The sequence below is a fragment of the Pseudomonas sp. NPDC089534 genome, assembly GCF_044749305.1.
Taxonomy (GTDB): Bacteria; Pseudomonadota; Gammaproteobacteria; order Pseudomonadales; family Pseudomonadaceae; genus Aquipseudomonas; species Aquipseudomonas ekonensis.
The window spans coordinates 51,990-75,560 of the sequence record NZ_JBIVHR010000022.1; the positions used below are offsets into that span (position 1 = coordinate 51,990).

The following is a 23,571-nucleotide window of genomic DNA, read 5'->3' on the forward strand; positions in this document are numbered from 1 at the left end:
AAGCCCGACACAGAAATTTTAGCTTTAAAAAACGGTAAAAACAGTCACATATCCTGCCGATCCATTCCTGCGCAGAGATGATGGTCTGTTTTTTTGCAGAAAATGTCGTAGCCGGAACGCCGCGCAGTATTGCACGGCACACGCCGCAGGGTCATACGCAGGCACGCCTGCGAACACCGGCACCTGCAACGATGACTGCACCGCTGCAAGTACGCCTGCGAGAACGACCGCAGGTGGTAACCCTCTATTTTCGGCATTGCAATATTCAATAATTCACCCGGCACCGCGAACAAAACAAGCACCAACTTTTGAACTATTAATCCTGAGTCCCAAAGTTAATCTGGATGCTCTAACTTGATCATGAGCACTTCAAATGAGCGAAACCAAAAGTTACTCAGGGCAACATTACGAATTAATAAAGAAGCGCATCGATCCAGTCTTCTCCGGCATGGCACTGCATCGCAGCCAGGCATTGCGAAACATCACGCCTGAGCGTGCCGCCTGGATGAGCCCTAAGAGCCCCCATATTCAACGGTCCCTCGCCGGCAGCAACGTAGAAGCGTGGAGCGCGCAGAACAGCGTCGACAAAATGCTTTCCGGTTTGAAGGACGCCCGCTCTTTCGGCGAAAAGCTGCTGAAGGAAAAGTTATGGGAGCAATACCGCATCGATGTCGATGCAAGAAACACCTACCTAAGACTTTATACCGCCGCAACCCATGGAGGGTTTAGATCAAGAACCATTTCGTTACTTGATGCGGCGCTGCAGAATTTCGCCTCTCACGAGACTTTCGCGCAAGGATCCGATTTTCTGATCAGAACCGACCCGGCCCGGGAGCTCTACGATGTTTCGCCCCTCGGCAAGGCAATCACCCTCGATCAGTTCAAGGCGGTGTGCCGGGAACTGGACATCGGCTCGCGCTACATGACCCATCTCAAGGAGGTGCTGCTCAACCGGGAGCCGGTGGCCTACACCTATCTGAAGAACGGCGTACAGAAAAGCCAGAAAGCGGCGTTGAAGGCCGCTGCGCAAATGGCCTTGGCGACAAGGGAAATCACGCGCGACGCCCACCTGCTCATCCGTGGCCTGCTGGCGGACCGGTCGGCCCTGGAACTCAATGGCCAACCGATGCAGGTCTTCGAGCTGAGCCTGTTGGGGACGCGGCTCACCGGCATTCTGGTCATCGCACCGAAACCGTCCGAGCAACAGGTTCCGCAGGCCCTGATTGCCTATGTTCCCCACGACCCACGCCACCCGCTCAAGCAATACCCGGACGGTCTCGCCTTCATCGAAGAGCTCATCTGGCAGTTGAGGGAGGACAAGACGCTTGCGTCCAACGGCCACAGCTATCAACAGTACTTCAGCCAATTCGTCGATCACGAACAGCGCGGTCATTTCCTTGCCGGGCTGGAACAGTACCTTGCGCCGCTGAAGTTCTACGGCCAGGAACCGAACGCCCCGCGCCCCGCCTGGCGCGAAGGGCCGCCCGACCTGCGGGCGCTGCGGTTCGGGCTGCTGCCCGTCACTCAACCCGTCTGGGAATATCTCTACCGGCGCCAAATCGACAAGATCCTCAACGACGCGCGTGTCATCGCCGTTTCGACCGCCGATGCGGACAGCAACGCACGTTGGGCGTGGTGGGACAACATCGGGAAAATCGCCCTGACGATTCTCAATGTGGCCGTCATGGTCGCGGCGCCCTTTGTCCCGGTGCTGGGCGAACTGATGCTGGCCTACACGGCCTATCAACTGACCAGCGACGTCATCGAGAGTGTGGTCGATCTGGCCGAAGACATCTGGCGCGAGGGGGCGGAGCACATTGTCGGCGTGGTCGGCGATGTCGTTCAGTTGGGCGCGATGGCGGCCGGCATACCGATCGCCCGGGCGTTCAAGCTCAAATTGTCCGCGATGGTCGACAACATGATTCCGGTGAGCCTGCCCAACGGCGAAACCCGTTTGTGGCACCCGGACATTCAGCCCTACGAGCACCGGGACCTGGTTCTGCCCCGCGACCTGACACCTGACGCCCAAGGCCTGTACCACCACGGGGGAGCCCAGGTGCTGCGCCTGGAGAACCGGCACCTGAAAGTGAAATGGGATCCGCAAAGCGGCCAGTACCGTGTCGAACACCCTTCCCGCCCCGACGCCTACGCGCCAACGCTCAAGCACAACGGCCATGGCGCATGGCGGCACGAAGGCGAAGACCCGCTCACCTGGGACAGCGCTGCGCTGATGCGCAGGCTGGGGCACAACACCGACGGGCTCACCGCCCAGCAACTGGAGGACATACGCCGGATCAGCGCCACCGATGTCGAAGCGCTGCAGCGCATGCACGCCGACGGCGCTCCGCCTCCGCTCCTGCTGGCCGACACCCTCAAGCGTTTCAAGGCGTTCGAGGATGTCGGCCTGATGAAACGGCAGATCCGCTCGGGTGCGGCACTCGACCCCTCGGCGCTCTGGTTTGCTCAAATGGTCACCGAGATGCCGGGGTGGCCGTCCGGGTGCGCCTTGAAGGTGTATCGCAACCCCGCCCTGGAGGGTGAATTCCACCTCTATGGCAATGCCGGTGCCCGACCGCAACAGACCTTGTCCATCGGCCTGGCGCAGGTGATGGAAGGCAAACTGCCGGAGGCGGTGAGCCGGTTCCTGAACGATGCCCAACTGCAAGGGCTGCTCGGATCCGCCGTGCCCGCAACCGACCGGGTGCAGACACTGCGCGATCGTCTGGCGCAGATGATTGCCCCTCGTGCGCAACGGATTGCGGACTACACCTACGGTTTCCGCGAGCAGAGCCGGGACTTGCACGTTCAGCGGTTGCGGCATCGCTACCCTGACTTGCCCGTGGCCGTCGCCGAACGGTTGATCGCCGGCGCCCCGCCTGCCGCCCTGGACGCCTTGGGCAGCGAAGGACGCCTGCCGCTGGACTTCAAGGTCCAGGCCCGTGAATGCGCATTTGAGGTTCGCCTCTCCCGGGCCTACGAAGGGTTCTACAAGGAGAGTCCGCTGCCGGTCGACACGGAGCGCCTGGCCCTGAACACCGTGATGGGCAACAAGGCCCTCAAGGATGTGCGCATCGAAATACGCGACGACCATCCCGACAACCCGCTGCGTTGCGCCGCCGGCGCTGAGGACGCCCGTCATCGGCGCGTGCTGCTGCGTGACGACCAGGGACGCTACGCCGTCCTCGACGGCGACCGCAGCCCGCTGTTCGATGCCCGAACGCTGTACGAAGCGCTTCTGCAGGCCATGCCCAAAGGCTCGCCATCGGGCCTCCAGCCAGGCCAGGGGCCGTACCTTCGCAAGTGGCTCATGGATAAGACCGCCCTGCCCGAAGAACGCCGCAAAGCCCTGCTGACAGCGCCCTTTCGTCCCGTGGCAGCCGAAGAGACGCACTGGATGCTGCGCATCTGGTCCTGGTTCCGTCGCCCCACCCGAGCGCTGACGCCTCTGGAACAGCGCGTGCGCAACCTATACCCGCGATTGACCGATGCGGAGCGCGACACATTCATACGCTCCCTGCCTGCCGGGGCCGACCCCATGGCAGTGGTGAAAGGCCTGGAGGTCCAGTTGAGCACGCTTGAGTCGCTGCTCGACAACTGGCGCGAGAAAATGGCCCCCAGCTTGCCTGACGAGCCGTCGATTCCGCCCAGGGATGTCAAAGACATCGCCGACAAGTTGATGGCCTGCTTCCGACGGGAGTCCAGGGTGTTCAAGGAGCGCAATGTCCGTTTCGACAGTGGCTACTCCCTGGACCTGTCGGCGGATACGTTCGGGTTCAACCTGGAGAAGTGGTGGAAACGACTGCCTGACATCAAGGAGTACCTGGATCAGGTCGGCGTGCTGAACCTGGACAACTTGAGATTCTCCGAGCGTTCCGGCGGCCTGCTCAAGGACTTCCCCCGGCTGCGCCGCTTCAGCGCCCGCAACTGCGGGCTGACGCAGGTGCCTGAAGCGGTCTACGCAATGAGGGAATTGCAGGTCCTGCGCCTGTCCGACAATGCGATTGCCCTGACGGACAGGGCCGTGGAGCAGTTGGGCTTTCTGACCCGCCTGCAGACCCTGAGGCTGGACCGCAACCCGTTGCTCAAGGCTCCCGACGTGACCAACATGCGCCACCTCACGACGCTGTCGCTTCGCGATAGCTCCATCACGGACTGGCCGGCCGGACTGCTCAAAGGCCATCGTCCCCGCGGACTCTTCACCGACCTGAGCGGAAATCAGCTCCTGACCGTGCCTCAGGTCACGCCCGGTTCTCCCCAAGCGTGGATCGTGGCCCGCGCCCGCATCTCGGTATCGCGGCTGTCGGCGGACCTGCGTGAGCGGCTGTTCGAGTACCGCGACGCCGCAGGCAGGCCGCGCCAGATCACGATTGCGGCCCTGGCCGACGATGCCTTGGCCAAATGGCCGCTGGAGAGCGACTCATTGATGTGGAACGCCGACTCCAATGACCTGGGAGCCTATCGCGAGGAAGCCTGGCACAACCTGATGAACGAACCGAACAGCACCGGCTTTTTCAGGATCATCGACAGCCTGACGCAATCCGCCGACTTCATCGCCGGGGGAGAGACCCGCACCCGGCTGTCGCGCCGGGTCTGGGACCTGATCGATGCGATGGATCTGGATACGCCCCTGCGCGAACAGCTGTTCGAAACGGCCGAGAATCCCACGACCTGTGCCGATGCCAGTTCCGAAGTGTTCAACACCATGGGGGTGCAGGCCCTCGCATCCCAGGCGTATTCCTATTCGACGTCTGCCGAAGAACTGGAGCGCAAGCTCGTGACGCTGGCCAAGGGGGCGGCACGCCTGAGCCGGGTGAACGACATCGCCCGCGCCGATGTCCTGACGCGTGCGAGCAGAGCGGAGGAAGTCGAAGTCTATCTGGCCTATCAGACCGGTCTTTCCCGGCGCCTGGGCCTGCCCTGGCAATCCGAGCGCATGCTTCACGGGGAGATCGCCGGCGTCGGCCGCGCATCGGTCAACGAGGCCTACCGGACGGTCCTCTCCCTGGAGGCCGGCGACGGACTGGTCAATGCCATGCTTGAGCAACCGTTCTGGGAAACCTACCTCGAAGCCACCTACAACGATCTGCTGGAAATCAATGACAGAAACTTCGAACGGCGCCTGAACACGCTTGAGGTCCGGCGCCGCAACGAAGCGATGGCGGACGCCGGCTACGAGACGCTGCTGCGGGAACTGGGTTACGAAAGGCTGGAATCGCGCCGGGAACTGACGCGCACACTGCTGAAAAAGCACGATCCGCAAAGCGACGGCGGCTCCTCGGCCCCGTAATCCTGCGCAACAAGGGTGTCGCCCGGTCGGCCCGGGCGGGCGGCACATGCGCACGTTCATCTCATCACAAATTTTTCACCTGTCCCAACAGCCGTCTAAGCTTCAGACAAGTCCGATCAATCTGCGTGAATGGATCAATCGACTATGGGCGCTTTGCTGCAGACCGATTCGAGTGAAAACGTGATTCCGACTGACCGTGTGGATCAAGCGCCTGTCCCTGAAAAGCCTCCCCGCAGCCGTACCCGGCACGGCTGGAAGGCGTTCTGGCTGTTACTGCTGATCATCGCCGTGGTGGTGGGCCTGGCGGCGACCAAGGAAATGCGCACCTCGCGCTTCCAGTCCCGTGAGGTCAGCCAGTACGCGGCCTCCCTGACCTACAGGCTGGAGCCCGGTCCCAGCGAGGCGATCCGCTATCCGGGCAACGGGCCGTTCGACCTGCGCCTGGGCTACAGCGCCCTCGACGAATTCCTGCCGCGCCTGCTCAAGCGCGACTACGTGATCACCGAGCAGACCCGCTTCTCGCCGGCCCTGCTCGGCTACACCGACAAGGGCCTGTTCGTGCCCTACTCCGAGAAGATCCAGGCCGGACTGTCGATCACCGACTGCCGCGCCGCGCCGCTGTACCAGTACAACTATCCGCAGCAGCTGTACTCAAGCTTCGGCTCGATCCCGCCAGTGGTGGTCAACAGCCTGCTGTTCATCGAGAACCGCTTCCTGCTCGACCCGAAACAGCCCCTGGCCAACCCGGCGGTGGACTGGCCCAGGTTCGGCATGGCCGCCTGGTCGCAGGTGGCGAAGATGCTCCACCTGCCCGGCCAGTCCGCCGGCGGCAGCACATTGGCCACGCAACTGGAGAAATACCGCCACTCGCCCGACGGCCTGACGGTGTCGGGCGCCGAGAAGATCCGCCAGATGATTTCCGCCAGCGTGCGGGCCTATCAGGCCGGGCCTGAAACCCTGGAGGCGCGGCAGAACATCATCCGCGACTACCTCAACAGCGTGCCCCTGTCGGCGGTGCCGGGCCACGGCGAAGTGCACGGCATGGCCGAGGGCCTGCGGGTCTGGTACGGCAGCGACTTCGCCGAGGCCAACGAACAGCTCAACAGTTCCGCCACCGACGCGAAGACCCTGGCGGCCAAAGGCCTGGCCCTGCGCGAGATGCTCTCGCTGATGATCGCCCAGCGCCGCCCCTCCCATTACCTGACCAAAGGCCGCGAGGAGCTGGCCGACCTCACCGACAGCCACCTGCGCCTGCTGCGCCAGAACGGCGTGATCGACGCCCCGCTGGCCGAAGCCGCGCTGGCCAGCAAGGTGGCCTACCGCGACTGGCAGACCCAGCCGACTATCCAGCCGATCGAGACCAACAAAGGCATCAGCGTCGCCCGCAGCCGCCTGGCCACGATGCTCAACCGGCCGCTCTACGACCTCGACCGCCTCGACCTGTCGGCCACCAGCACCCTGCAAGGCGATCTTCAAACCCAGGCCACCGAGTACCTGAAAAAACTCGCCGACCCCGAGTTCGCCAAGCAGATCGGCCTGATCGGCGAGCGCCTGCTCACGCCCACCAGCACCACCCAGGTGCGCTACAGCTTCACCCTGTTCGAGCTGACCCCGGACGGCTCGCGGGTGCGGGTGCAGACCGACAGCACCGACCAGCCCTTCGACATCAACGAAGGCAGCAAGCTGGAACTGGGCTCCACGGCCAAGATGCGCGTGCTGACCACCTACCTGCAGATCATCGCCGAGCTGCACGACAAGTACGCCGGCATGGGCGTGCCGGAACTGAAGAAGGTCGACGTGCCCGACCAGGACCGCCTCAGCCGCTGGGTGGTGGACTACCTGATCGAGAACAAGGACCGCGACCTCTCGAAAATGCTCGGCGCGGCCCTCGACCGCAAGTATTCGGCCAGCCCCGGCGAGGCGTTCTTCACCGGCGGCGGCCTGCACGTGTTCCACAACTTCCGCAAGGAGGACAACGGCCGCATGCCGACCCTGCGCGATGCCCTGCGCGAGTCCATCAACCTGCCGTTCATCCGCCTGATGCGCGACCTGGTGCGCTACACCACCTATTCCGGCCCCAACAGCAGCGCCGAGCTGCTCAAGGACGACCGCGACCCGAGGCGCCAGGAATACCTGGCGTCCTTCGCCGACCGCGAAGGCACCTCGTTCCTGCTCAAGTTCTGGAAGAAGTACCGCAACAAGGACACCCAGGCGCGCCTCGACACCTTCCTCGACAGCATGCGCCCGACCCCGATCCGCATGGCCGCCGTGCACCGCTACCTGCTGCCCAACGCCAGCCAGGAAGACTTCAACACCTTCGTGCGCTCGCACCTCAAGGGCGCCAAGCTCACCGAGAAACTCACCGACGAGCGCCTCGAACGGCTCTACCTGGCCTACGGCCCCGGCACCTACGACCTGCCGGACCAGGGCTTCATCGCCAAGGTGCACCCGCTGGACCTGTGGATGATGGGCTACCTGCTCAACCACCCGGACGCCGACTTCAGGCAGATCGTCAAGGCCAGCCAGTTCGAGCGCCAGGAAGTCTACAGCTGGCTGTTCAAGAGCAAGCACAAGGGCGCCCGCGACAGCCGCATCCGCACCATGCTGGAGATCGAGGCGTTCCTGGAGATCCACCAGCGCTGGCAGAAGGTCGGCTACCCCTTCGACCACCTGGTGCCGTCCCTGGCCACCGCCATCGGCAGCTCGGGCGACCGTCCGGCGGCGCTGGCCGAACTGATCGGCACCATCCTCAACGACGGCGTGCGCATGCCGACCCTGCGCATCGACAGCCTGCACTTCGCCGCCGACACGCCGTATGAGACCCGCCTGGTCAACGACCCGCACGTCGGCAAGCGGGTGATGCCGTCCGAAGTGGCCACGGCCATGCGCGAGGCCCTGTCCCAGGTGGTGGACTCGGGCACCGCCAAACGGGTGTCCGGCAGCTTCAGGCTGGCCGACGGCAGCCCGCTGACCATGGGCGGCAAGACCGGCACCGGCGACAACCGCATCGAAGCCATCGGCTCCGGCGGGCGCATCCTGAGCTCCAAATCGCTCAACCGCACCGCCACGTTCGTGTTCTACATCGGCAGCAACCATTTCGGCACCCTGACCGCGTTCGTGCCGGGGCGCTCGGCGGAGAACTTCACCTTCACCTCGGCCCTGCCCGTGCAGGTGCTCAAAGGCATGGCGCCGATCCTGACGCCGTACCTGCAACCGGGGACGAATACCCAGTGCCACCCGGCCGAAACGCCGACCGTAGCCACGGCGGGGGCCCGCTAGACCTCCGAATCCCAGATCACCGTGACGTTGCCGGCATAGCGTTTGGCCTGACCGGGTTGCAGCATCCCTTCGACATAGCTGCGCGGCACTTCGAAATGCAGGGTGCCCGGCGTGCGGTCCAGGAACCGCCCCGGATGAAACACCGGAGCGTTGGGGTCGGCCGACAGCGGCTGGCGGCGCACCGGCCGGCCGTCGCTGTCCGTGATGCTGTCGGGCAGGCTGACACTCAGGAACACCTGCGCGTGCGCATCGCCGCCTTCCGACCCGCGCAAGCCGCAGGACTGCACCCCGCCGTGCTGGCATTCGAAGAACATCTTGAACCGCGACGACGACGTGATGCTGAAGGTCTGGTCGCGCAGCAGCCGCTCCGGCTTGCGCCCCTGCTGCAGCCAGGCCATCCAGCCGCCCTGCGGCACCAGCGCGACCTTGTTGCCGCCGGGCGGAATATCGACCTTCAGGACGTGCTGCACATCCAGCACGAAGCGAAAGGTGATCGACGCGTTGTCGGGCAGCAGGTTGTCGCCGGTGTCGAAATCCATGCCCGGCCCCACGCCGTAGGTCAGCTCGCCCGTGTAGAGGCCGGCCGACATTTTCAGCGGATCCGGCGTCTGCAGCTCATAGGCCACATCCAGGTAGCTGTAGGTCATCCAGGGAATCGTGAAGGCGGTCTGCTTGGCGCAGGTGCCCGCGACAGGCGTGAACCAGAAGAAGCGGTAGTTATCGTCGCCGGCGAGCGCCACCGCGCCCGGACGGCACGGCGACGGCGCAACGACCCAGCCCAGGCCTCCCCACAAGGTATTGTGCGCATCGTTGGGGATGCCGTGGTCGCCGGTCAGGTTGGCGGCCGTGTCGCTCAGCACATACTCGGAACCGAATCCGCCGATGCGCATCCCCACGTTCGCGGTCTCCCCGGTGAACACATGCCTGACCACCAGGTTGCGCCACTGCGCAGGAAAATTGAACATGGCCCCGTTGCGCCCGGAGCCACCCGGCTCCACCGCCTGCACCGAGCTGAAGCGCAACGGAATCCGCAGGCCCGACATCGGCTTGCAATCGTAGGAAATGATGGCGCAGTAACCGCTCTGCGGCGTCTGGTTGACGAACGCGTTGGCCTGCGGGTTGGACGGATCAGGGATATACACTGCACGGATTTCCTGGGTCAGCCCCTGCGCCGCCGTCGACAGCAGCCAACCGCACAGGCCGATCTGCCATTTCGCCTTGTTCAACGGTGAAGTCATGGTTCAGCTCCCTGCTGAGCAAACGGTTCTCTGCACGGCGGCAATCAGCCCGCCGGTGCCGCCGCGTTGAAGATGATGTTGACGCTGCCGTAGTAGTCGCCCGGCTTGTAGCCGCCGGCCTGCGCCCTGGGTGTGATCTCAAGGAGCACACGCTTGCCCGCCACCGCTTCCTCGCGGGACACCACCTGACGGGGAACCGGGTTGTGGCTCAGCTCCGTGCCGTTGAAGCTGACGAGCAGGCTGATGTCGTCACGGGCGTCCTGCCCGCTGGACAGGACGGGAAAGCTCTCCAGGCGTGCCTCGATGGCGCTGCTGTCGGTCTTGACGTCGAACTGCTTGCGCAGGCCGCCCAGGGTCGATGTGGAAAGGTGCCAGGGCAGGTTCTGGGGAAGGTGGATCCAGTCCGTTTCACTGGGTATCACATAGAACTCCAGGGCCGGGATGTCGACGGACACTTCGAAGAGACGCTTCTCCTGCGCCGCGGACGCCGCACCGGCCAACGACACCGAAATGCCGGCGGACGCGGCAAAGAGCAATTGCTTGGACATGTCATTTCCCTTGCATCGATAAGGAAGCCGTCTCCCTGACGGCGTCGCGCACCGGCCGGCGCCGTTCAGCCTGCCGGTGCCGTGGCGTTGAACAGCAGCAGGACGTTGCCGCTGTAGTCGCCGGCCTTGTAGCCGCCGGCCGGCACGACCGGGTCGATTTCCAGCGGCACCCGCTTGCCCGCCGCCGCCTCGGCCTTGGTCAGCACCTGGCGGAAGCCCGGATCGGCGCTCAGCTCGACGCTGTTGAAGCGCACGCGCAGGGCGATCTCCTCCCCCGCCCTGCCCGTCGACAGGTACGGCACGCTTTCCAGGCGCGCCTCGATGGCGCTGGTGTCGTGCCGGACGTCGAAGTTCTTGCTGAACCCGCCCAGCGTCGAGTCCGGGTAGTTCCATGGCAGGACCTGCTGGCGGTGGATCCAGCCAGGCTCCGCAGGCAGGACGTAGAAGGCGCGGGTGGGCACCGTCACCGACACGTCGATTTCCAGGGTCTCCCGGGCCGCCCAGGCCTCGGCGCCCGGCCAACCGGCCACGGCCGCCGCCAGGGCGATGGCGCATCGCTTATTCATAGGCACTCCCTGCGTTCACCGGCTCACGACCTTGATGTCCTGCTTGCGTTCGCCCTCGACCAGCCTGAAGCGGTACTCGCGCCCCTTTTCCTTGTCGAACCCGAAGGTGCGCCCGGCCATGACGTGGTGCTTGACCGTGGCGCCGCAGTCGGCCTCCTCGGTCAGCGAGCAGCTCTTGAACTCGTCGACCACCAGCACCGTGTTGCCGTTGTTGCGCACCTCGTAGCGGCCGTCGGTCTCGTTGAGCTGCGTGTCGAACCGCGCATCGGCCGGCCGCACGAAAAACACCGTGCCGAACCCGGTCATCACGTTGACGCCCGCCGACAGGGTCTTCTTGTAGGCCTCGCGTTCCTCGCCGGACACCACAAAGTCGTCCTCCTTCTCCGGCACCACCGGCACGAAACGCACCCGGAAGTAGCGTTCGCGGTCACGCTCGCCCATGTACAGCAAGCGTGTGCCCTGCATCCCTTGGGCGGGAACGATCAAGCGCGCCGGGCTGGCCATCAGCCCGTTGCGCGAGGCGCCGTCGGAGGCGGCCCGGACCGGGACTTCCCTGGGCGTGCCGTCGCCGTCGTAAATGATCTCCAGCACGTTGACCTTGACGAACGCGGTGCTGTCGCCGCTGTTGAACACCCTTTTCAGGTAGGTGCTCTGGCTGCCGTCCAGATAGTCGTACACGGTGCCGACATTGATCTGCGGGCCCGCGTCGGCCCCTGCGCAGAAGCCGCCGAACACCCACAGCAAACTCAGACGCTTCATCGTCTTCGATCCTTTGAGAATGGGAGGGAAGAACCCGGAATTCACACTTCCGAGTCCAGAATGATGGTGACGCCGCCCTGGAACGTGCCGCCGTAATTGAGCAACCGGTCGATGGCCTGTCCCTGACGGGGAACGAGAAAACGCAGGACACCCGCTTTTCGGTCAATGTAGCGGGCGGGCTCGAAGGGCCCGATCCACGTGTTGTGCATCAACGTGCCCGTCCACCCATCGGCGCCGCCCGGACCTGCGATGCCGCCCGGGACGGTGAGGCGCACCTCAAACTCGGAACTCCCCCCCTGGCCGTTGCCGAAGATGCAGGGCCCTCCGGTGGACCAGCGGCAAACCAGCATCACCTTGAAACGCGACGAGGCGGACAGGAAGAACATCTGGTCACGGTATATCTCCACAGGCTTCTGGCCCGACTCCAGCCAGCGCTGCCATCCCCCCGCCGGCTCCATCACGACCTTGTCGCCGCCGGGGGGCAGCTCGGCCTTGAGGGTGTGCTGCACGTCCAGCACGAAGTCCAGGGTCAGGGCGTTGTCATCCGGCACCAGCGAGCCCATTTCGAAACCATCGAATCCGGGCGAAGGCCCCAACGTATAAGTCAGCGAGCCGGTGTATTCGCCGGACGACATCCCCAGCGGATTCGGCGTGCGCAGTTCGTAGGCGATATCGAGGCCGTTGAAGGACATCTGCGGTATCCCGTAGGCCGCCTGTTTTCTGCAGGTTTGCTGGACAGGGGTTCTCCAGAAGAACCGGTAAGTGGCGGGCGTGTAGGCCCCGACGCCGCTGACCAGGCAGGGCGATGGCGCATTGACCCAACTGGAGCCCCACAGCTTCTGGTGCCCCTCAAGGATGTCGGTCACCCCCACCAGGCTGGCGGCCGACTGGCTCAGCACATAGGTCGAACCGATGCCGCTGATGCGCACCTCGACGGTTGCGGTTTCACCGGTATCCCGATGGGTGACCGTCAACTGCCGCCAGTCGGCGGGAACCCTCACCCCCACCGGTTCGCCGACCGGGAGCGGCCGGTTGGAGTCGAACCGGATCGGCGTCTGGATACTGAACATGCCGTAGCGCTCGCACTCCGCCGGGTATGTGGCGCAGTAGCCGCTGTTCGGCGTCTGGTTGACGAACTCATTCTTGTTCGGCTGCGAAGAGTCGGGCTGGAACTTCGCCCTGATCTCCTGGTTCGCCGCCTGCGCCGAAGACAGTCCCAACGCCGCCGTCAGGCACACGCCACTGATCAATCCTTTCATCGCTCAACCCGCCTTCTGCTCAGTGGCCGTCACGTCGGCCAGGGTGTCCGGCGTGCAGCGCAGATCCCCGATCATCAACACATTGTTTTCGCTGCGGTGGTCTTTCTCGTTCAGCCGGAACTGGCACAGCAGGTTGTTTTCCCGGCGCACTTCCAGCGTCGGCGAGCCGGCGTTCATTTCCATGGAGAAGAACCCGTCGACTTCCGTGACGCCGCGGCTGGCGTGGTTGATCACATGGTGGCCCTTGAGCGGGCGGCCCTGTCCGTCCACCAGACGGCCGAGCACGGTCAGGGTCTTCATCACCCGGATCTGGCGGTAGTCCACGCCGCCCTTGTTCAGGTGGTAACGGGTGCGCGCCGGGGCGATGGTCGCCGCCGGCACATGGGTGCCTTCGAAGTCGAAGCTCACGGAACTGTTGCGGTACGCGGTCAGCGGGATGAAGTTGCGCCCCGGCTTCAACGCCGCACCGCCGCCGCTCAGGTCGTCCGCCCGCAGGATGACGTCCTCGATGTCCGATTCCACATCGACGATCATTCCCGCACCGCGCATCTCGTATTCACTGGTCATCAGCATCTTCTGCCCGCCCACCACCAGGGTGCTGTCCAGGTTCAGGCCCCCGGTGAAATTGTTGTTGTAAGAGGAACGCTGGACGAAACCGTCGCCGTTGACCGTGTCGGTGCGGAAATTGGCCAGGCTCGACAGGCCCAGGCCGTAGGTGTCGCTGAGCGCCGTCACCGAAACGTTCTGCAGTACGTGGTCCCGGAAGTCCTTGCGCCAGCCGAGCGAGGCATTGTTGTCCCGCCCGCCTTCACGGGCAGTGCGTGAACCCAGGCTGCCGGTCAATTGCTGCCCCGGTGCGCCGATCGCCAGGTTCAGGCTCAGGTCTACACCGCGGTTGCGGTCCTGGCCGCTGCTGTAGCTGCCCGGCCGGTCGAACAGCGACAGGCGCCAGTTGGCATCGTTGCCGAACAGCACCGAGCGCCGGCTCCAGCCGAGGTCGAGCCCCACGCCGTCGACATTGCCTTCGCTGTGGGCCACCCGCGCATTCAGCGAGTTGCGCTGGTCGACCCGGTGGTTGACCGCCAGCGACGAGTTGCTGGTCTGGCCGATGAACACGTTGCGCTGGCGCACCCGCGTCCCGTCGGGCAGGGTCTCGTAGAGGTCGGTGGTGTCCAGCCAACTGCGGGTGTGGCTGACAATCACACTGCCGGCCCCGTAGCTGTACAGGCTCTGCAGGTCCAGGCCGGTGCCGTGATCCTGGGTCTGGTAGGCGTTGGCGTACAGGCTGAGGCGGTCGGCCAGGGTCCAGTCGATGGAGGCGCCGTACTGCAGCTTTTCCCGGATCTGGCGCGCCGACAGCCCGAGGATCACCCGCGGGTGCGCAAGGTAGTTGACCGACGCCCCGGCCGTGGCATCGCCGCTGGCCTGCCGGTCCCAGTTGCTCAGCAGCTTGCTTTCCTCGCCGGCGAACAGGTTGTAGCGCCAGCGCTCGTCGAGGTTGCGCCAGTTGTTCGGCTTGTAGACCAGCTCCTGGGTGCTGGACGTGATCTGGCCGTCTTCGACCAGGCGCACCTCCACCTCATAGATGCCGCCGGGCAGCGGCCGGGTGTCGAGGGTCTGCAGGCCGGCGGGCACCGACTGGGTGTTGATCAGCAAGCCGTCGCGGAAGATCTCCACCGATCCCTGGCGGTTGGCCGTGACGTAGATCGGGTAGACGCTGGGCATGGCGCTGTTGATGGCCAGGCTGTCGGAGCTGCCGTACATCACGCCGACCGCCGTGTCGGGGCTGGTGCCGAACGTGCGGGGCTGGCGGGTCAGGCCTTCGGAATTGGGGGTGAAGTAGCCCAGGCGAAAGAAACTGCCTTGCAGTTCGCGCTGGGTATAGAGCTCATGCACGGCGTGGTACAGCTTGTCGTCCGGGCCGCCCATGCGGGCCATCTGCATGTTGAACGTCTGGCTCCAGTTGCCCAGGCTGCCGCTGGCCTCAAGCCCCAGGCGACCGCCCGTGTCCTGGCCCTCGCCGCCGTTGAGGTTGAGCTGGTTGCGCAGCATCAGGCCGCTGCTGCCCTCCTCGGGCTGATCGTGGTAACGCTTGGCTTCGAGGTCGCGTTCGGCATCGCGGGTCAGGATCGAGACCAGCGAACTCTGCAGGTTGTAGTGCACCGCCAGCACCTGATCCGGGCAAGACCCGGTGCAATCCCCCAGCGGCACGCCGGCCTTGAGGTAGGCGGCCCATTTTTCCCGCTCGGCGGGGCCGTAGCGGTTCTCGCTGGTGTCGGTGAATTCGAGGAGCGTGATGCGGTCGTCGCGCGACAGCACCACCAGCGCCTCGCCCAGGGGTTGCTGATCGAGCTCGACCCGGACCGCCAGCGGCACATCAAAAAAGTGCTCCTCGAAATCCGCCGGCAAGCCCTTGGCTTGCGCCAGCAGACCGCGAGGTGTCGTACCCAAGGAAACAGGGGCCGCCGCCACGCTGCCGCAAAACAGCAACGCGAACGCAACCGCGATGGGTGTCATCGGGAACATGAACTCTTACTCTGATTTCGAACGGGTTGGAGTCCGGCGGGACAAACCGGTCGGTTCGTCCCGCCGAAAACGTTACTGAGCAGTCAGCGCAGATCGCCCGATCAAGGCGTGATCACAGGAGGGACAGCGTCAAACGTCATGGCGACGACACCGGTGTAATCGCCCGGCTGGAAGTTGTTGCCTTTGGCGCTGATCTTCAGCGGCGCACGGTAATTGACATCGGACTCGGATTCACCGACCACCATTTGCGGGGTCTGGTTGAGCTCCTTATTGTTGAACTCAACTTTCAGGTCGATGACTTCGTTTCCGTAGATCAGTTGCGGAACGCTTTCAAGGCTTGCGTGAACCGAACCGTTGTTATTGCGCACGTCGAAGAAACCATTGACTTCGCGCATCTTGCCGGTGCTCGGCTGATAGCTCATGTCCTGATCCTTGTTGACCAGGTCGAAGTCGGTCGGAACCACATAGAAACCGTTGGTGGGAACATGGGCGATCAGACTGATCGAGTGGCGGGCCTCGCCAGCGGCGAACGCCACGGAGGAGCCCAGCGCGAGAACGGCCAGTGGAGTGGCGATTGCGAATTTCTTGAACATCATTTCAGTACCTGTCTCTATAAGGTTTTCGGTTCATTGAAAGTTGCAAAAGAACTAAAACCGTCATGAGCAGCTTTATATCCGCAGAACTTCCAACGCCGAACAATGTTCAAGCAATTCATCTTGGAAGTAAGCAGGCAAGTTCCCACAGGGGCGTAGCCCGCGTGCCACAGGAGCAGAAAGAAAAATACTGGAAAATTCAAAAAAACACTGAGCAACTGTAAGAGGCAGACTACACGGAGCCACTTCCTAAATTAAAACCTGCGCAAACGCCTCAGCAACTTCTGTCAGACGGATATGACACTTTCAATAAATAAAGGCGATAACGGAAGTTTTAGAGAGTTAACACTAATTCATGTTTTTTTGCCTCCGCCTTCGGCTTTTCATCAGATGACGAAATCGCCATTTCAAATGACATTTTTGCCACCCCTCTCTTGATCGACAGACAGGCCGTCGGTCGGTCGCTCTTGCAAAAACCAAAAGATATATCTTAAGTTGTATCTAAACACGACGAGAGAAGACCCAATGAGAGACCATCATTCCCCCCACCGCGAACACGGCAACGGCCACGACGGCTTCGAAAGGCGTCCCGGACGCGAACGCGGCGGCCGCGGCCCGCGGGTGTTCGCGCCCGGCGACCTGAAACTGCTGCTGCTGGCGCTGATCGCCGAGCAGCCCTGCCACGGCTATGACCTGATCCGCCAGATCGAAGGCATGTTCGACGGGGCGTACAGCCCCAGCCCCGGCGTGATCTATCCGACCCTGACCTTCCTGGAGGAAAGCGAACTGATCCTGGGCGACGCCGAAGGCGGGAAAAAGCGCTACAGCGTGACCGACGCCGGCCGTCAGTCCCTGAGCGACCAGGCCGTCGCCCTCGAAGGCGTGCGGGTGCGCATCGATGTGAGCAAACGTTCGCTGCGCGGCCATGACCGCCCGGCGCAGATCCACGAAGCGGTGCACAACCTGCGCCACGCCCTGCAAATGCACCACGGACGCTGGAGCCCGGAAGAGATCCAGCGCGTCGCCGCCCTGCTCAACGACACCGCCAAGGCCATCGTCGACGGCCCGGCCGTCCAACCCGTTCAGGAGACAACCGAATGACTGAAGTGACCGCGCCAACCATCCACCGGGTCATGCACGAAATCAAACGCCGTCGCCTGCAAGTGCTGCGGGTGGTCGACCTGACCCCACGCATGCGCCGCATTACCCTGGGCGGCCCGGAGCTGGCTGGGTTCGTCAGCCTGGGCACCGACGACCACGTCAAACTGCTGTTCCCGCAGAACGCCGAACAGGCCGCCGCGCTGGAGACCCTCGTGCTCGGCGCCGGCAAGGACAACGGCCCGATGCCGGAAATGCGCGACTACACCCCGCGCCGCTACGACCTCGACACGCTGGAGCTGGACATCGACTTCGTCCTGCACGGCGACGGCCCCGCGTCGACCTGGGCCGAGCAGGCCAGGCCCGGTCAGTTCCTGCACATCGGCGGCCCGCGCGGTTCGATGATCGTGCCGGACATCTTCGACAGCTACCTGCTGATCGGCGACGAAACCGCCCTGCCCGCCATCGCCCGGCGCCTGGAAGGCCTGGCCGCCAACCGCAAGGCCCTGGTGGTGGTCGAGGTGGAGAACGGCAAGGAACAGCAGACGCTGGAAAGCCCGGCGCAGGTCAACGTGATCTGGGTGCTGCGCGAAGGCGGCAAGGACAACCTGCTGGCCACCGTCCGCCAGTTGCAGGTGCCCAAGGGCGATCTGTACGCCTGGGTCGCGACGGAAACCAAAGTCTCGCGGCAGATCCGCCGGGTGCTGCTCGACCAGCACGGGCTGGACGAACAGTTCGTCAAGGCCGTCGGCTACTGGCGCGCCGAGGGTTGCGAAGCGGAGTGAGGCCCAACTGCTGGCGATGGTGGGATGCCTGACACATCGATGCCGGATGTGCCGTCGTCATCGCCGGCAGGCTGGCTCCCACAGGGCGCTCGGTTGGACGCAGCATTTGCGGTCACCGCAGAACAAATGTGGGAGCCGGCCTGCTGGCGATGGCGTCAGTCCAGGCCCCGCAAGCCCCGCCCCTTCCAGCGGTCGATCCCGATCACCGCCAACGCGATCAGCACGAAACCCGCCAGAATCCCCCCGGCATTGATGAACACCTGTGGATAACCCAGCGTCGCCACATCGATGAACGGATACGCATACGCCCCCAGCAGATGCCCGCGCCACAGCGCATAGGCGAAGTACCCCAGCGGGTAGATCAGCCACAGCGGCAGGTGCTTCAGGCGCAGCGTCCCCTTGGGCACGCAGCACCACCAGTACGCCAGGAACAGCAGCGGCATCACATCGTGCAGCAGCTCATCGGCGATGAACTGCCAGCCCTGCGGGTGCCACAGGTGGCGCAGCAGAAGGCTGTAGGCGAGCCCCACCACCGCAATGCTCACCGCCACCGCACCGCTGACGGACGGTTGCAGGAACCAGCGCCGGGCGGCGGATTCGCGGCGGGTCACCGCGCAGGTCAGCACCGTCGCCGCCAGTGTGTTGGTGAGGATCGTGAAGTAACTGAAGTAGCTCACCACCCCGCCCAGCAGGCTGGCGCCGACGCTCCAGCGCGCGAACAGGATCAGGTGCAGCTGAATGCCCAGGCCGCCCCAGCCGAGCACGGCCGCCAGGGTGACCCACCGTCGCCGCAGCCCGGCGTCCATGTCAGAGCGGGCGCTTGGTGCGCATCAGCTTCACGTACAGGCGCTCGACCTTTTCCCGGGCCCACGGGGTCTTGCGCAGGAAGGTCAGGCTCGACTTGATGCTCGGGTCGCTCTTGAAGCAGCGGATATCGATGCGCTCGGCCAGCCCCGACCATTCGTAATGGTTCACCAGCGCCGTGAGGATCTGTTCGAGGGTCACGCCATGCAGCGGGTCGGGATTGTGTTCGTTCATGCCGGGCCTTTGGGCGAAGTGAAAACGCAGAAGCCGCGCACCTTAGCCGAGGGCTCAGGCTTGGGGAAGCGCAGCTTCCTTAAATGTAGGTGATGCGCCATCGGCCGGGCGCCCTTACCGGACTGTTACCGAATCCGAAATGATCCATGTCAGCAAAAGCGCTTTGTGTTTTTGTAACAGGACATTATCCTGCCGCCCGGCCGCTGAATCGCTTCACTGCCTGCGACATATCGTAGCGGCCCCTCCATTCCCCAAAAACGATCAAGAAAGACCTCTTCATGCCTGATTTTCCGCCCTTCAGAGACAGCGCTGTCTCAACCCTCCGCCTGCTCGGCGGCTGCACCGCACTGGGCCTCGCCACCTGCGCCCAGGCCGCTCCGGCCTTCGACAGTGACTCGCCGTGGATGCTCGGCGACTGGAACGGCACCCGCAGCGAACTCGCGCAGAAGGGCTACGACTTCAAGCTCGACTACACCGGGGAGATGGGCAGCAACCTGCACGGCGGCTACGACCACGACCGCACCGCGCGCTACAGCGACCAGTTCGCCCTCGGCACCCACCTGGATCTGCAAAAAATCCTCGGCTGGGACGACGCCGAGTTCCAGCTGACGATCACCAAGCGCAGCGGCAACAACATCAGCAACGACCGCATCAACGACCCGCGCGTGGGCGGCTTCACCTCGGCCCAGGAAGTCTGGGGCCGGGGCCAGACCACCCGCCTGACGCAGATGTGGTATCAGCAGAAGTTCTTCGATCAAAAGCTCGACATCAAGGTCGGCCGCTTCGGCGAAGGCGAAGACTTCAACAGCTTCCCCTGCGACTTCCAGAACCTGGCGTTCTGCGGCTCCCAGGTCGGCAACTGGGTCGGCGGCATCTGGTACAACTGGCCGGTCAGCCAGTGGGCGCTGCGGGTCAAGTATCACCTGACGCCGGAGCTGTACGCCCAGGTCGGCGCCTACGAGCAGAACCCGTCGAACCTGGACCGCGGCAACGGCTTCAAGCTCAGCGGCAGCGGCACCCAGGGCGCCGTCCTGCCGGTGGAACTGGTGTGGACACCGAAGCTTGCGGGCCTGCCGGGCGAATACCGCGCCGGCTACTACTACAGCAGCGCCAACGCCACCGACGCCTACAAGGACCGCAACGGCCAGCCGGCGGCCCTGAGCGGCGAGGCCTACCGCAGCGCCTCCAGCAAGCACGGCGTATGGTTCGGCGCGCAGCAGCAGGTCACCAGCGTCGCCAGCGACAACAGCCGCGGCCTGAGCCTGTTCGCCAACGCCACGATGCACGACAAGAAAACCAACGCCATCGACAACTACGTGCAGGCCGGCCTGGTCTACAAAGGCCTGTTCGACGCCCGCGCCAAGGACGACATCGGCTTCGCCCTGGCCCGCGTCCACGTCAACCCGGCCTACCGCAAGAACGCCGAGGCCACCAACCAGGCCCGCGCCGTCTACGACTACGACGATCCGTCGTTCCTGCCGCCCCAGGACACCGAATACAGCGCCGAACTCTATTACGGCGTGCACCTGGCCGACTGGCTGACCGTGCGCCCGAACCTGCAGTACATCCGCCACCCCGGTGGCGTGGACAAGGTCGACGACGCGCTGATCGGCGGGATCAAGATCCAGTCGTCGTTCTGAGGAACACGGAAAGAACCTGTGGAAGCCGCCCTCAACGACGCCATCGCCAGCAGGGTGGCTCCCACAGGAACAGGCATCACCCCGACAGATTTATCTGAACCATGCCCGCGCCGGATCGTCATCTACAGTGACTACAGCGCGGGTCTCTTTGAAACGTCACGGAGAATCACACTATGAGCACTGAAGGTGCCTCGAGTCGAAGCCGTCTGCTCCCGAGCCTGCTCGGCATTCTGCTTCTGTTGATGGGCCTGGCCATGCTGGCCGGGGGGATCAAGCTGAGCCTGCTCGGCGGTTCGCTGTACTACCTGCTGGCGGGCATCGGCATCGCGCTGACCGGCATCCTGTTGCTGCTGGCCCGCCGCGCGGCGTTGGGCCTGTATGCCGTGGTGCTGCTGGCCAGCACCGCATGGGCCCTGTGGGAAGTCGGCCTGGACTGGTGGCAGCTGGTGCCGCGCCTGGCGCTGTGGTTCGCCCTCGGCGTGGTCATGCTGCTGCCGTGGTTCCGCCGTCCGCTGCTCAAAGACGGCCCTGCCCCGCTGGGCACCGGCGCCCTGAGCGTGGCCGTCGTCCTGGCCGGCGCCAGCGCCGTGGCCAGCCAGTTCACCCATCCGGGCGAAACCCTGGGCGAGCTGGGCCGCGACACCGCCGACATGGCCAGCACCGCGCCGCAGATGCCGGAAGGCGACTGGCAGGCCTACGGCCGCAGCGAGTTCGGCGACCGCTACTCGCCGCTCAAGCAGATCACCCCGGCCAACGTCGGCAAGCTGCAGGAAGCCTGGCGCATCCGCACCGGCGACCTGCCGACCGCCGATGACCCGGTGGAGCTGACCAACGAAAACACCCCGCTGAAAGCCAACGGCATGCTCTATGCCTGCACCGCCCACAGCAAGGTGCTGGCGCTGGATCCGGACACCGGCAAGGAAATCTGGCGCTTCGACCCGCAGATCAAGAGCCCGGTGGGCTTCAAGGGCTTCGCCCACATGACCTGCCGCGGCGTGTCGTACTACGACGAAGCCGCCTACGCCAAGGCTGAAGGCGCAGCGTCCGCCGTCATCTCCGAGGCCGGCAAGGCCGTTGCGCAGGCCTGCCCGCGCCGCCTGTACCTGCCGACCGCCGACGCCCGCCTGATCGCCCTCAACGCCGACACCGGCAAGGTCTGCGAAGGCTTCGGCAAAAACGGCGTGGTCGACCTGACCCAAGGCATCGGCCCGTTCACCCCGGGCGGCTACTACGCCACCTCGCCGGCCGCGATCTCCCGCGACCTGGTGATCATGGGCGGTCACGTCACCGACAACGAGTCGACCAACGAACCGTCCGGCGTGATCCGCGCCTACGACGTGCGCGACGGTCACCTTGTGTGGAACTGGGACAGCAACAACCCGGACGCCACCGAACCTCTGGCACCGGGCCAGACCTACAGCCGCAACTCGGCCAACATGTGGTCGCTGGCCAGCGTCGACGAAAAGCTCGGCATGGTCTACCTGCCGCTGGGCAACCAGACCCCTGACCAGTGGGGCGCCGACCGCACCCCGGGCGCCGAGAAGTTCAGCGCCGGCGTCGTCGCGCTGGACCTGGCCACCGGCAAGGTGCGCTGGAACTACCAGTTCACCCACCACGACCTGTGGGACATGGACGTCGGCAGCCAGCCGACCCTGCTGGACATGAAAACCGCCGACGGCGTGAAACCTGCGCTGATCGCCCCGACCAAGCAGGGCAGCCTGTACGTCCTCGACCGCCGCGACGGCACGCCGATCATCCCGATCCGCGAGATCCCGGTGCCGCAGGGCGCCGTGAAAGGTGACCACACCGCGCCGACCCAGGCCCGTTCGGACCTGAACCTGCTGGCCCCGGAACTCACCGAAAAAGCCATGTGGGGCGCCAGCCCGTTCGACCAGATGCTGTGCCGCATCCAGTTCAAGGAACTGCGCTACGAAGGCCAGTACACCCCGCCGTCGGAACAGGGCAGCCTGATCTACCCGGGTAACGTGGGCGTGTTCAACTGGGGCGGCGTCTCGGTGGATCCGGTTCGCCAGATGCTGTTCACCAGCCCGAACTACATGGCCTTCGTCTCGAAAATGGTGCCGCGCGCCCAAGTCGCCGCCGGCAGCAAGCGCGAAAGCGAGACCGCCGGCGTGCAACCGAACACCGGCGCGCCTTACGCGGTGATCATGCACCCGTTCATGTCGCCGTTCGGCGTACCGTGCCAGGCCCCGGCCTGGGGCTACGTGGCCGGCATCGACCTGACCACCGGCAAGGTCGTGTGGAAACGCAAGAACGGCACCAGCCGCGACAGCTCGCCGCTGCCGATCGGCCTGACCCTGGGCGTGCCGAGCATGGGCGGCTCGATCGTCACCGCCGGCGGCGTCGGCTTCCTCAGCGGCACCCTGGACCAGTACCTGCGCGCCTACGACGTCAACACCGGCAAGGAACTGTGGAAATCCCGCCTGCCGGCCGGCGGCCAGGCCACCCCGATGACCTACACCGGCAAGGACGGCAAGCAATACGTCCTGCTGGTGGTCGGCGGCCACGGCTCGCTGGGCACCAAGATGGGTGACTATGTGATTGCCTACAAACTGTCCGAATAAGCGTCAGCGGCAGTAACGAAAAGGCGATGCCCGGTGTGGGCATCGCCTTTTTTTGTTGCCGGCAGAACACTGCAAGCCTTTTCGGAGCAGGTGTGCCAGGCAGGGATTGGTCGGCTGGTAGGCCGTCATCGCTGGCAAGCCAGCTCCCACAGGGATTGAGGTGATCCGGGAGAGATTGGTCGGCTGTCAGGCCGTCATCGCTGGCAAGCCAGCTCCCACAGGGATTGAGGTGATCCGGGAGGAGTTGGTCGGCTGTCAGGCCGCCATCGCTGGCAAGCCAGCTCCCACAGGGGATTGAGGTGGTCTGGGAGGGATTGGTCGGCTGTCAGGCCGTCATCGCTGGCAAGCCAGCTCCCACAGGGATTGAGGT

At 64.5% G+C, this 23,571-nt stretch carries 15 protein-coding genes; 6 read left to right on the forward strand and 9 right to left on the reverse strand.

The features are described 5' to 3' along the window. The first annotated feature begins 373 nt into the window (after positions 1-373). A complete protein-coding gene (locus tag ACIP0B_RS09515; RefSeq protein WP_400831439.1) occupies positions 374-5,287 on the forward strand; it encodes an NEL-type E3 ubiquitin ligase domain-containing protein in 4,914 nt (1,637 codons plus the stop codon). Positions 5,288-5,431: 144 nt separating this feature from the next. Further along, positions 5,432-8,566 (forward strand): transglycosylase domain-containing protein, encoded by a 3,135-nt coding sequence (locus ACIP0B_RS09520; RefSeq protein ID WP_400831441.1) that lies wholly within the window; start codon positions 5,432-5,434, stop codon positions 8,564-8,566. Here the strand turns inward: ACIP0B_RS09520 and ACIP0B_RS09525 are convergent. The 7 genes from ACIP0B_RS09525 to ACIP0B_RS09555 form a co-directional block, all read right to left on the reverse strand. Continuing rightward, on the reverse strand, positions 8,563-9,804 hold the full coding sequence (locus tag ACIP0B_RS09525; RefSeq protein ID WP_400831443.1) for a hypothetical protein: 1,242 nt from the start codon (positions 9,802-9,804) through the stop codon (positions 8,563-8,565). The two genes, ACIP0B_RS09520 and ACIP0B_RS09525, sit on opposite strands and share 4 nt — an antisense overlap. 44 nt (positions 9,805-9,848) lie before the next feature. Then, complete coding sequence (locus tag ACIP0B_RS09530; RefSeq protein ID WP_400831445.1) at positions 9,849-10,352, reverse strand: CS1 type fimbrial major subunit; 504 nt, start codon at positions 10,350-10,352, stop codon at positions 9,849-9,851. A gap of 65 nt (positions 10,353-10,417) precedes the next feature. Then, positions 10,418-10,918, reverse strand: coding sequence for a fimbrial assembly protein (locus ACIP0B_RS09535; RefSeq protein ID WP_400831447.1), 501 nt, complete (start codon positions 10,916-10,918; stop codon positions 10,418-10,420). Between the two features lie 15 nt (positions 10,919-10,933). Further along, a complete protein-coding gene (locus ACIP0B_RS09540) occupies positions 10,934-11,677 on the reverse strand; it encodes a molecular chaperone (protein ID WP_400831448.1) in 744 nt (247 codons plus the stop codon). Between the two features lie 41 nt (positions 11,678-11,718). Continuing rightward, on the reverse strand, positions 11,719-12,936 hold the full coding sequence (locus tag ACIP0B_RS09545; protein WP_400831450.1) for a hypothetical protein: 1,218 nt from the start codon (positions 12,934-12,936) through the stop codon (positions 11,719-11,721). 3 nt (positions 12,937-12,939) lie between these two features. Then, positions 12,940-15,462, reverse strand: coding sequence for a CS1-pili formation C-terminal domain-containing protein (locus ACIP0B_RS09550; RefSeq protein WP_400831451.1), 2,523 nt, complete (start codon positions 15,460-15,462; stop codon positions 12,940-12,942). Positions 15,463-15,563: 101 nt separating this feature from the next. Further along, entirely contained in the window at positions 15,564-16,055 is a 492-nt protein-coding gene (locus ACIP0B_RS09555) for a CS1 type fimbrial major subunit (protein WP_400831467.1), read from the reverse strand. A gap of 525 nt (positions 16,056-16,580) precedes the next feature. Here ACIP0B_RS09555 and ACIP0B_RS09560 point away from each other — a divergent pair. Together ACIP0B_RS09560 and ACIP0B_RS09565 are read left to right on the forward strand one after the other, a co-directional pair. After that, positions 16,581-17,156 (forward strand): PadR family transcriptional regulator, encoded by a 576-nt coding sequence (locus tag ACIP0B_RS09560; protein WP_400831452.1) that lies wholly within the window; start codon positions 16,581-16,583, stop codon positions 17,154-17,156. Beyond that, on the forward strand, positions 17,153-17,938 hold the full coding sequence (locus ACIP0B_RS09565; RefSeq protein ID WP_400831454.1) for a siderophore-interacting protein: 786 nt from the start codon (positions 17,153-17,155) through the stop codon (positions 17,936-17,938). Before ACIP0B_RS09560 ends, ACIP0B_RS09565 begins: the two co-directional genes overlap by 4 nt. 155 nt (positions 17,939-18,093) lie before the next feature. On the opposite strand, the gene ACIP0B_RS09570 is transcribed toward ACIP0B_RS09565, so the two are convergent. Both ACIP0B_RS09570 and ACIP0B_RS09575 read right to left on the reverse strand, forming a co-directional pair. After that, positions 18,094-18,744 (reverse strand): Pr6Pr family membrane protein, encoded by a 651-nt coding sequence (locus ACIP0B_RS09570; protein ID WP_400831456.1) that lies wholly within the window; start codon positions 18,742-18,744, stop codon positions 18,094-18,096. A gap of 1 nt (position 18,745) precedes the next feature. Continuing rightward, positions 18,746-18,976: a VF530 family DNA-binding protein gene (locus tag ACIP0B_RS09575; RefSeq protein ID WP_400831457.1), complete on the reverse strand. Its 231-nt coding sequence runs from the start codon at positions 18,974-18,976 to the stop codon at positions 18,746-18,748. Positions 18,977-19,254: 278 nt separating this feature from the next. On the opposite strand from ACIP0B_RS09575, the gene ACIP0B_RS09580 reads away from it, so the two are divergent. Next, positions 19,255-20,616, forward strand: a complete 1,362-nt coding sequence (locus ACIP0B_RS09580; protein ID WP_400831459.1) for a carbohydrate porin — start codon at positions 19,255-19,257, stop codon at positions 20,614-20,616. Positions 20,617-20,789: 173 nt separating this feature from the next. Next, a complete protein-coding gene (locus ACIP0B_RS09585; RefSeq protein ID WP_400831461.1) occupies positions 20,790-23,201 on the forward strand; it encodes a glucose/quinate/shikimate family membrane-bound PQQ-dependent dehydrogenase in 2,412 nt (803 codons plus the stop codon). Positions 23,202-23,571: the final 370 nt, after the last annotated feature.

Excerpts from the sequence above, each read along its gene's own strand:
- ACIP0B_RS09515 (WP_400831439.1), top strand. The coding sequence starts at position 374 with ATGAGCGAAACCAAAAGTTACTCAGGGCAACATTACGAATTAATAAAG.
- ACIP0B_RS09520 (WP_400831441.1), top strand. The coding sequence starts at position 5,432 with ATGGGCGCTTTGCTGCAGACCGATTCGAGTGAAAACGTGATTCCGACT.
- ACIP0B_RS09525 (WP_400831443.1), bottom strand. The coding sequence starts at position 9,804 with ATGACTTCACCGTTGAACAAGGCGAAATGGCAGATCGGCCTGTGCGGT.
- ACIP0B_RS09530 (WP_400831445.1), bottom strand. The coding sequence starts at position 10,352 with ATGTCCAAGCAATTGCTCTTTGCCGCGTCCGCCGGCATTTCGGTGTCG.
- ACIP0B_RS09535 (WP_400831447.1), bottom strand. The coding sequence starts at position 10,918 with ATGAATAAGCGATGCGCCATCGCCCTGGCGGCGGCCGTGGCCGGTTGG.
- ACIP0B_RS09540 (WP_400831448.1), bottom strand. The coding sequence starts at position 11,677 with ATGAAGCGTCTGAGTTTGCTGTGGGTGTTCGGCGGCTTCTGCGCAGGG.
- ACIP0B_RS09545 (WP_400831450.1), bottom strand. The coding sequence starts at position 12,936 with ATGAAAGGATTGATCAGTGGCGTGTGCCTGACGGCGGCGTTGGGACTG.
- ACIP0B_RS09550 (WP_400831451.1), bottom strand. The coding sequence starts at position 15,462 with ATGTTCCCGATGACACCCATCGCGGTTGCGTTCGCGTTGCTGTTTTGC.
- ACIP0B_RS09555 (WP_400831467.1), bottom strand. The coding sequence starts at position 16,055 with ATGTTCAAGAAATTCGCAATCGCCACTCCACTGGCCGTTCTCGCGCTG.
- ACIP0B_RS09560 (WP_400831452.1), top strand. The coding sequence starts at position 16,581 with ATGAGAGACCATCATTCCCCCCACCGCGAACACGGCAACGGCCACGAC.
- ACIP0B_RS09565 (WP_400831454.1), top strand. The coding sequence starts at position 17,153 with ATGACTGAAGTGACCGCGCCAACCATCCACCGGGTCATGCACGAAATC.
- ACIP0B_RS09570 (WP_400831456.1), bottom strand. The coding sequence starts at position 18,744 with ATGGACGCCGGGCTGCGGCGACGGTGGGTCACCCTGGCGGCCGTGCTC.
- ACIP0B_RS09575 (WP_400831457.1), bottom strand. The coding sequence starts at position 18,976 with ATGAACGAACACAATCCCGACCCGCTGCATGGCGTGACCCTCGAACAG.
- ACIP0B_RS09580 (WP_400831459.1), top strand. The coding sequence starts at position 19,255 with ATGCCTGATTTTCCGCCCTTCAGAGACAGCGCTGTCTCAACCCTCCGC.
- ACIP0B_RS09585 (WP_400831461.1), top strand. The coding sequence starts at position 20,790 with ATGAGCACTGAAGGTGCCTCGAGTCGAAGCCGTCTGCTCCCGAGCCTG.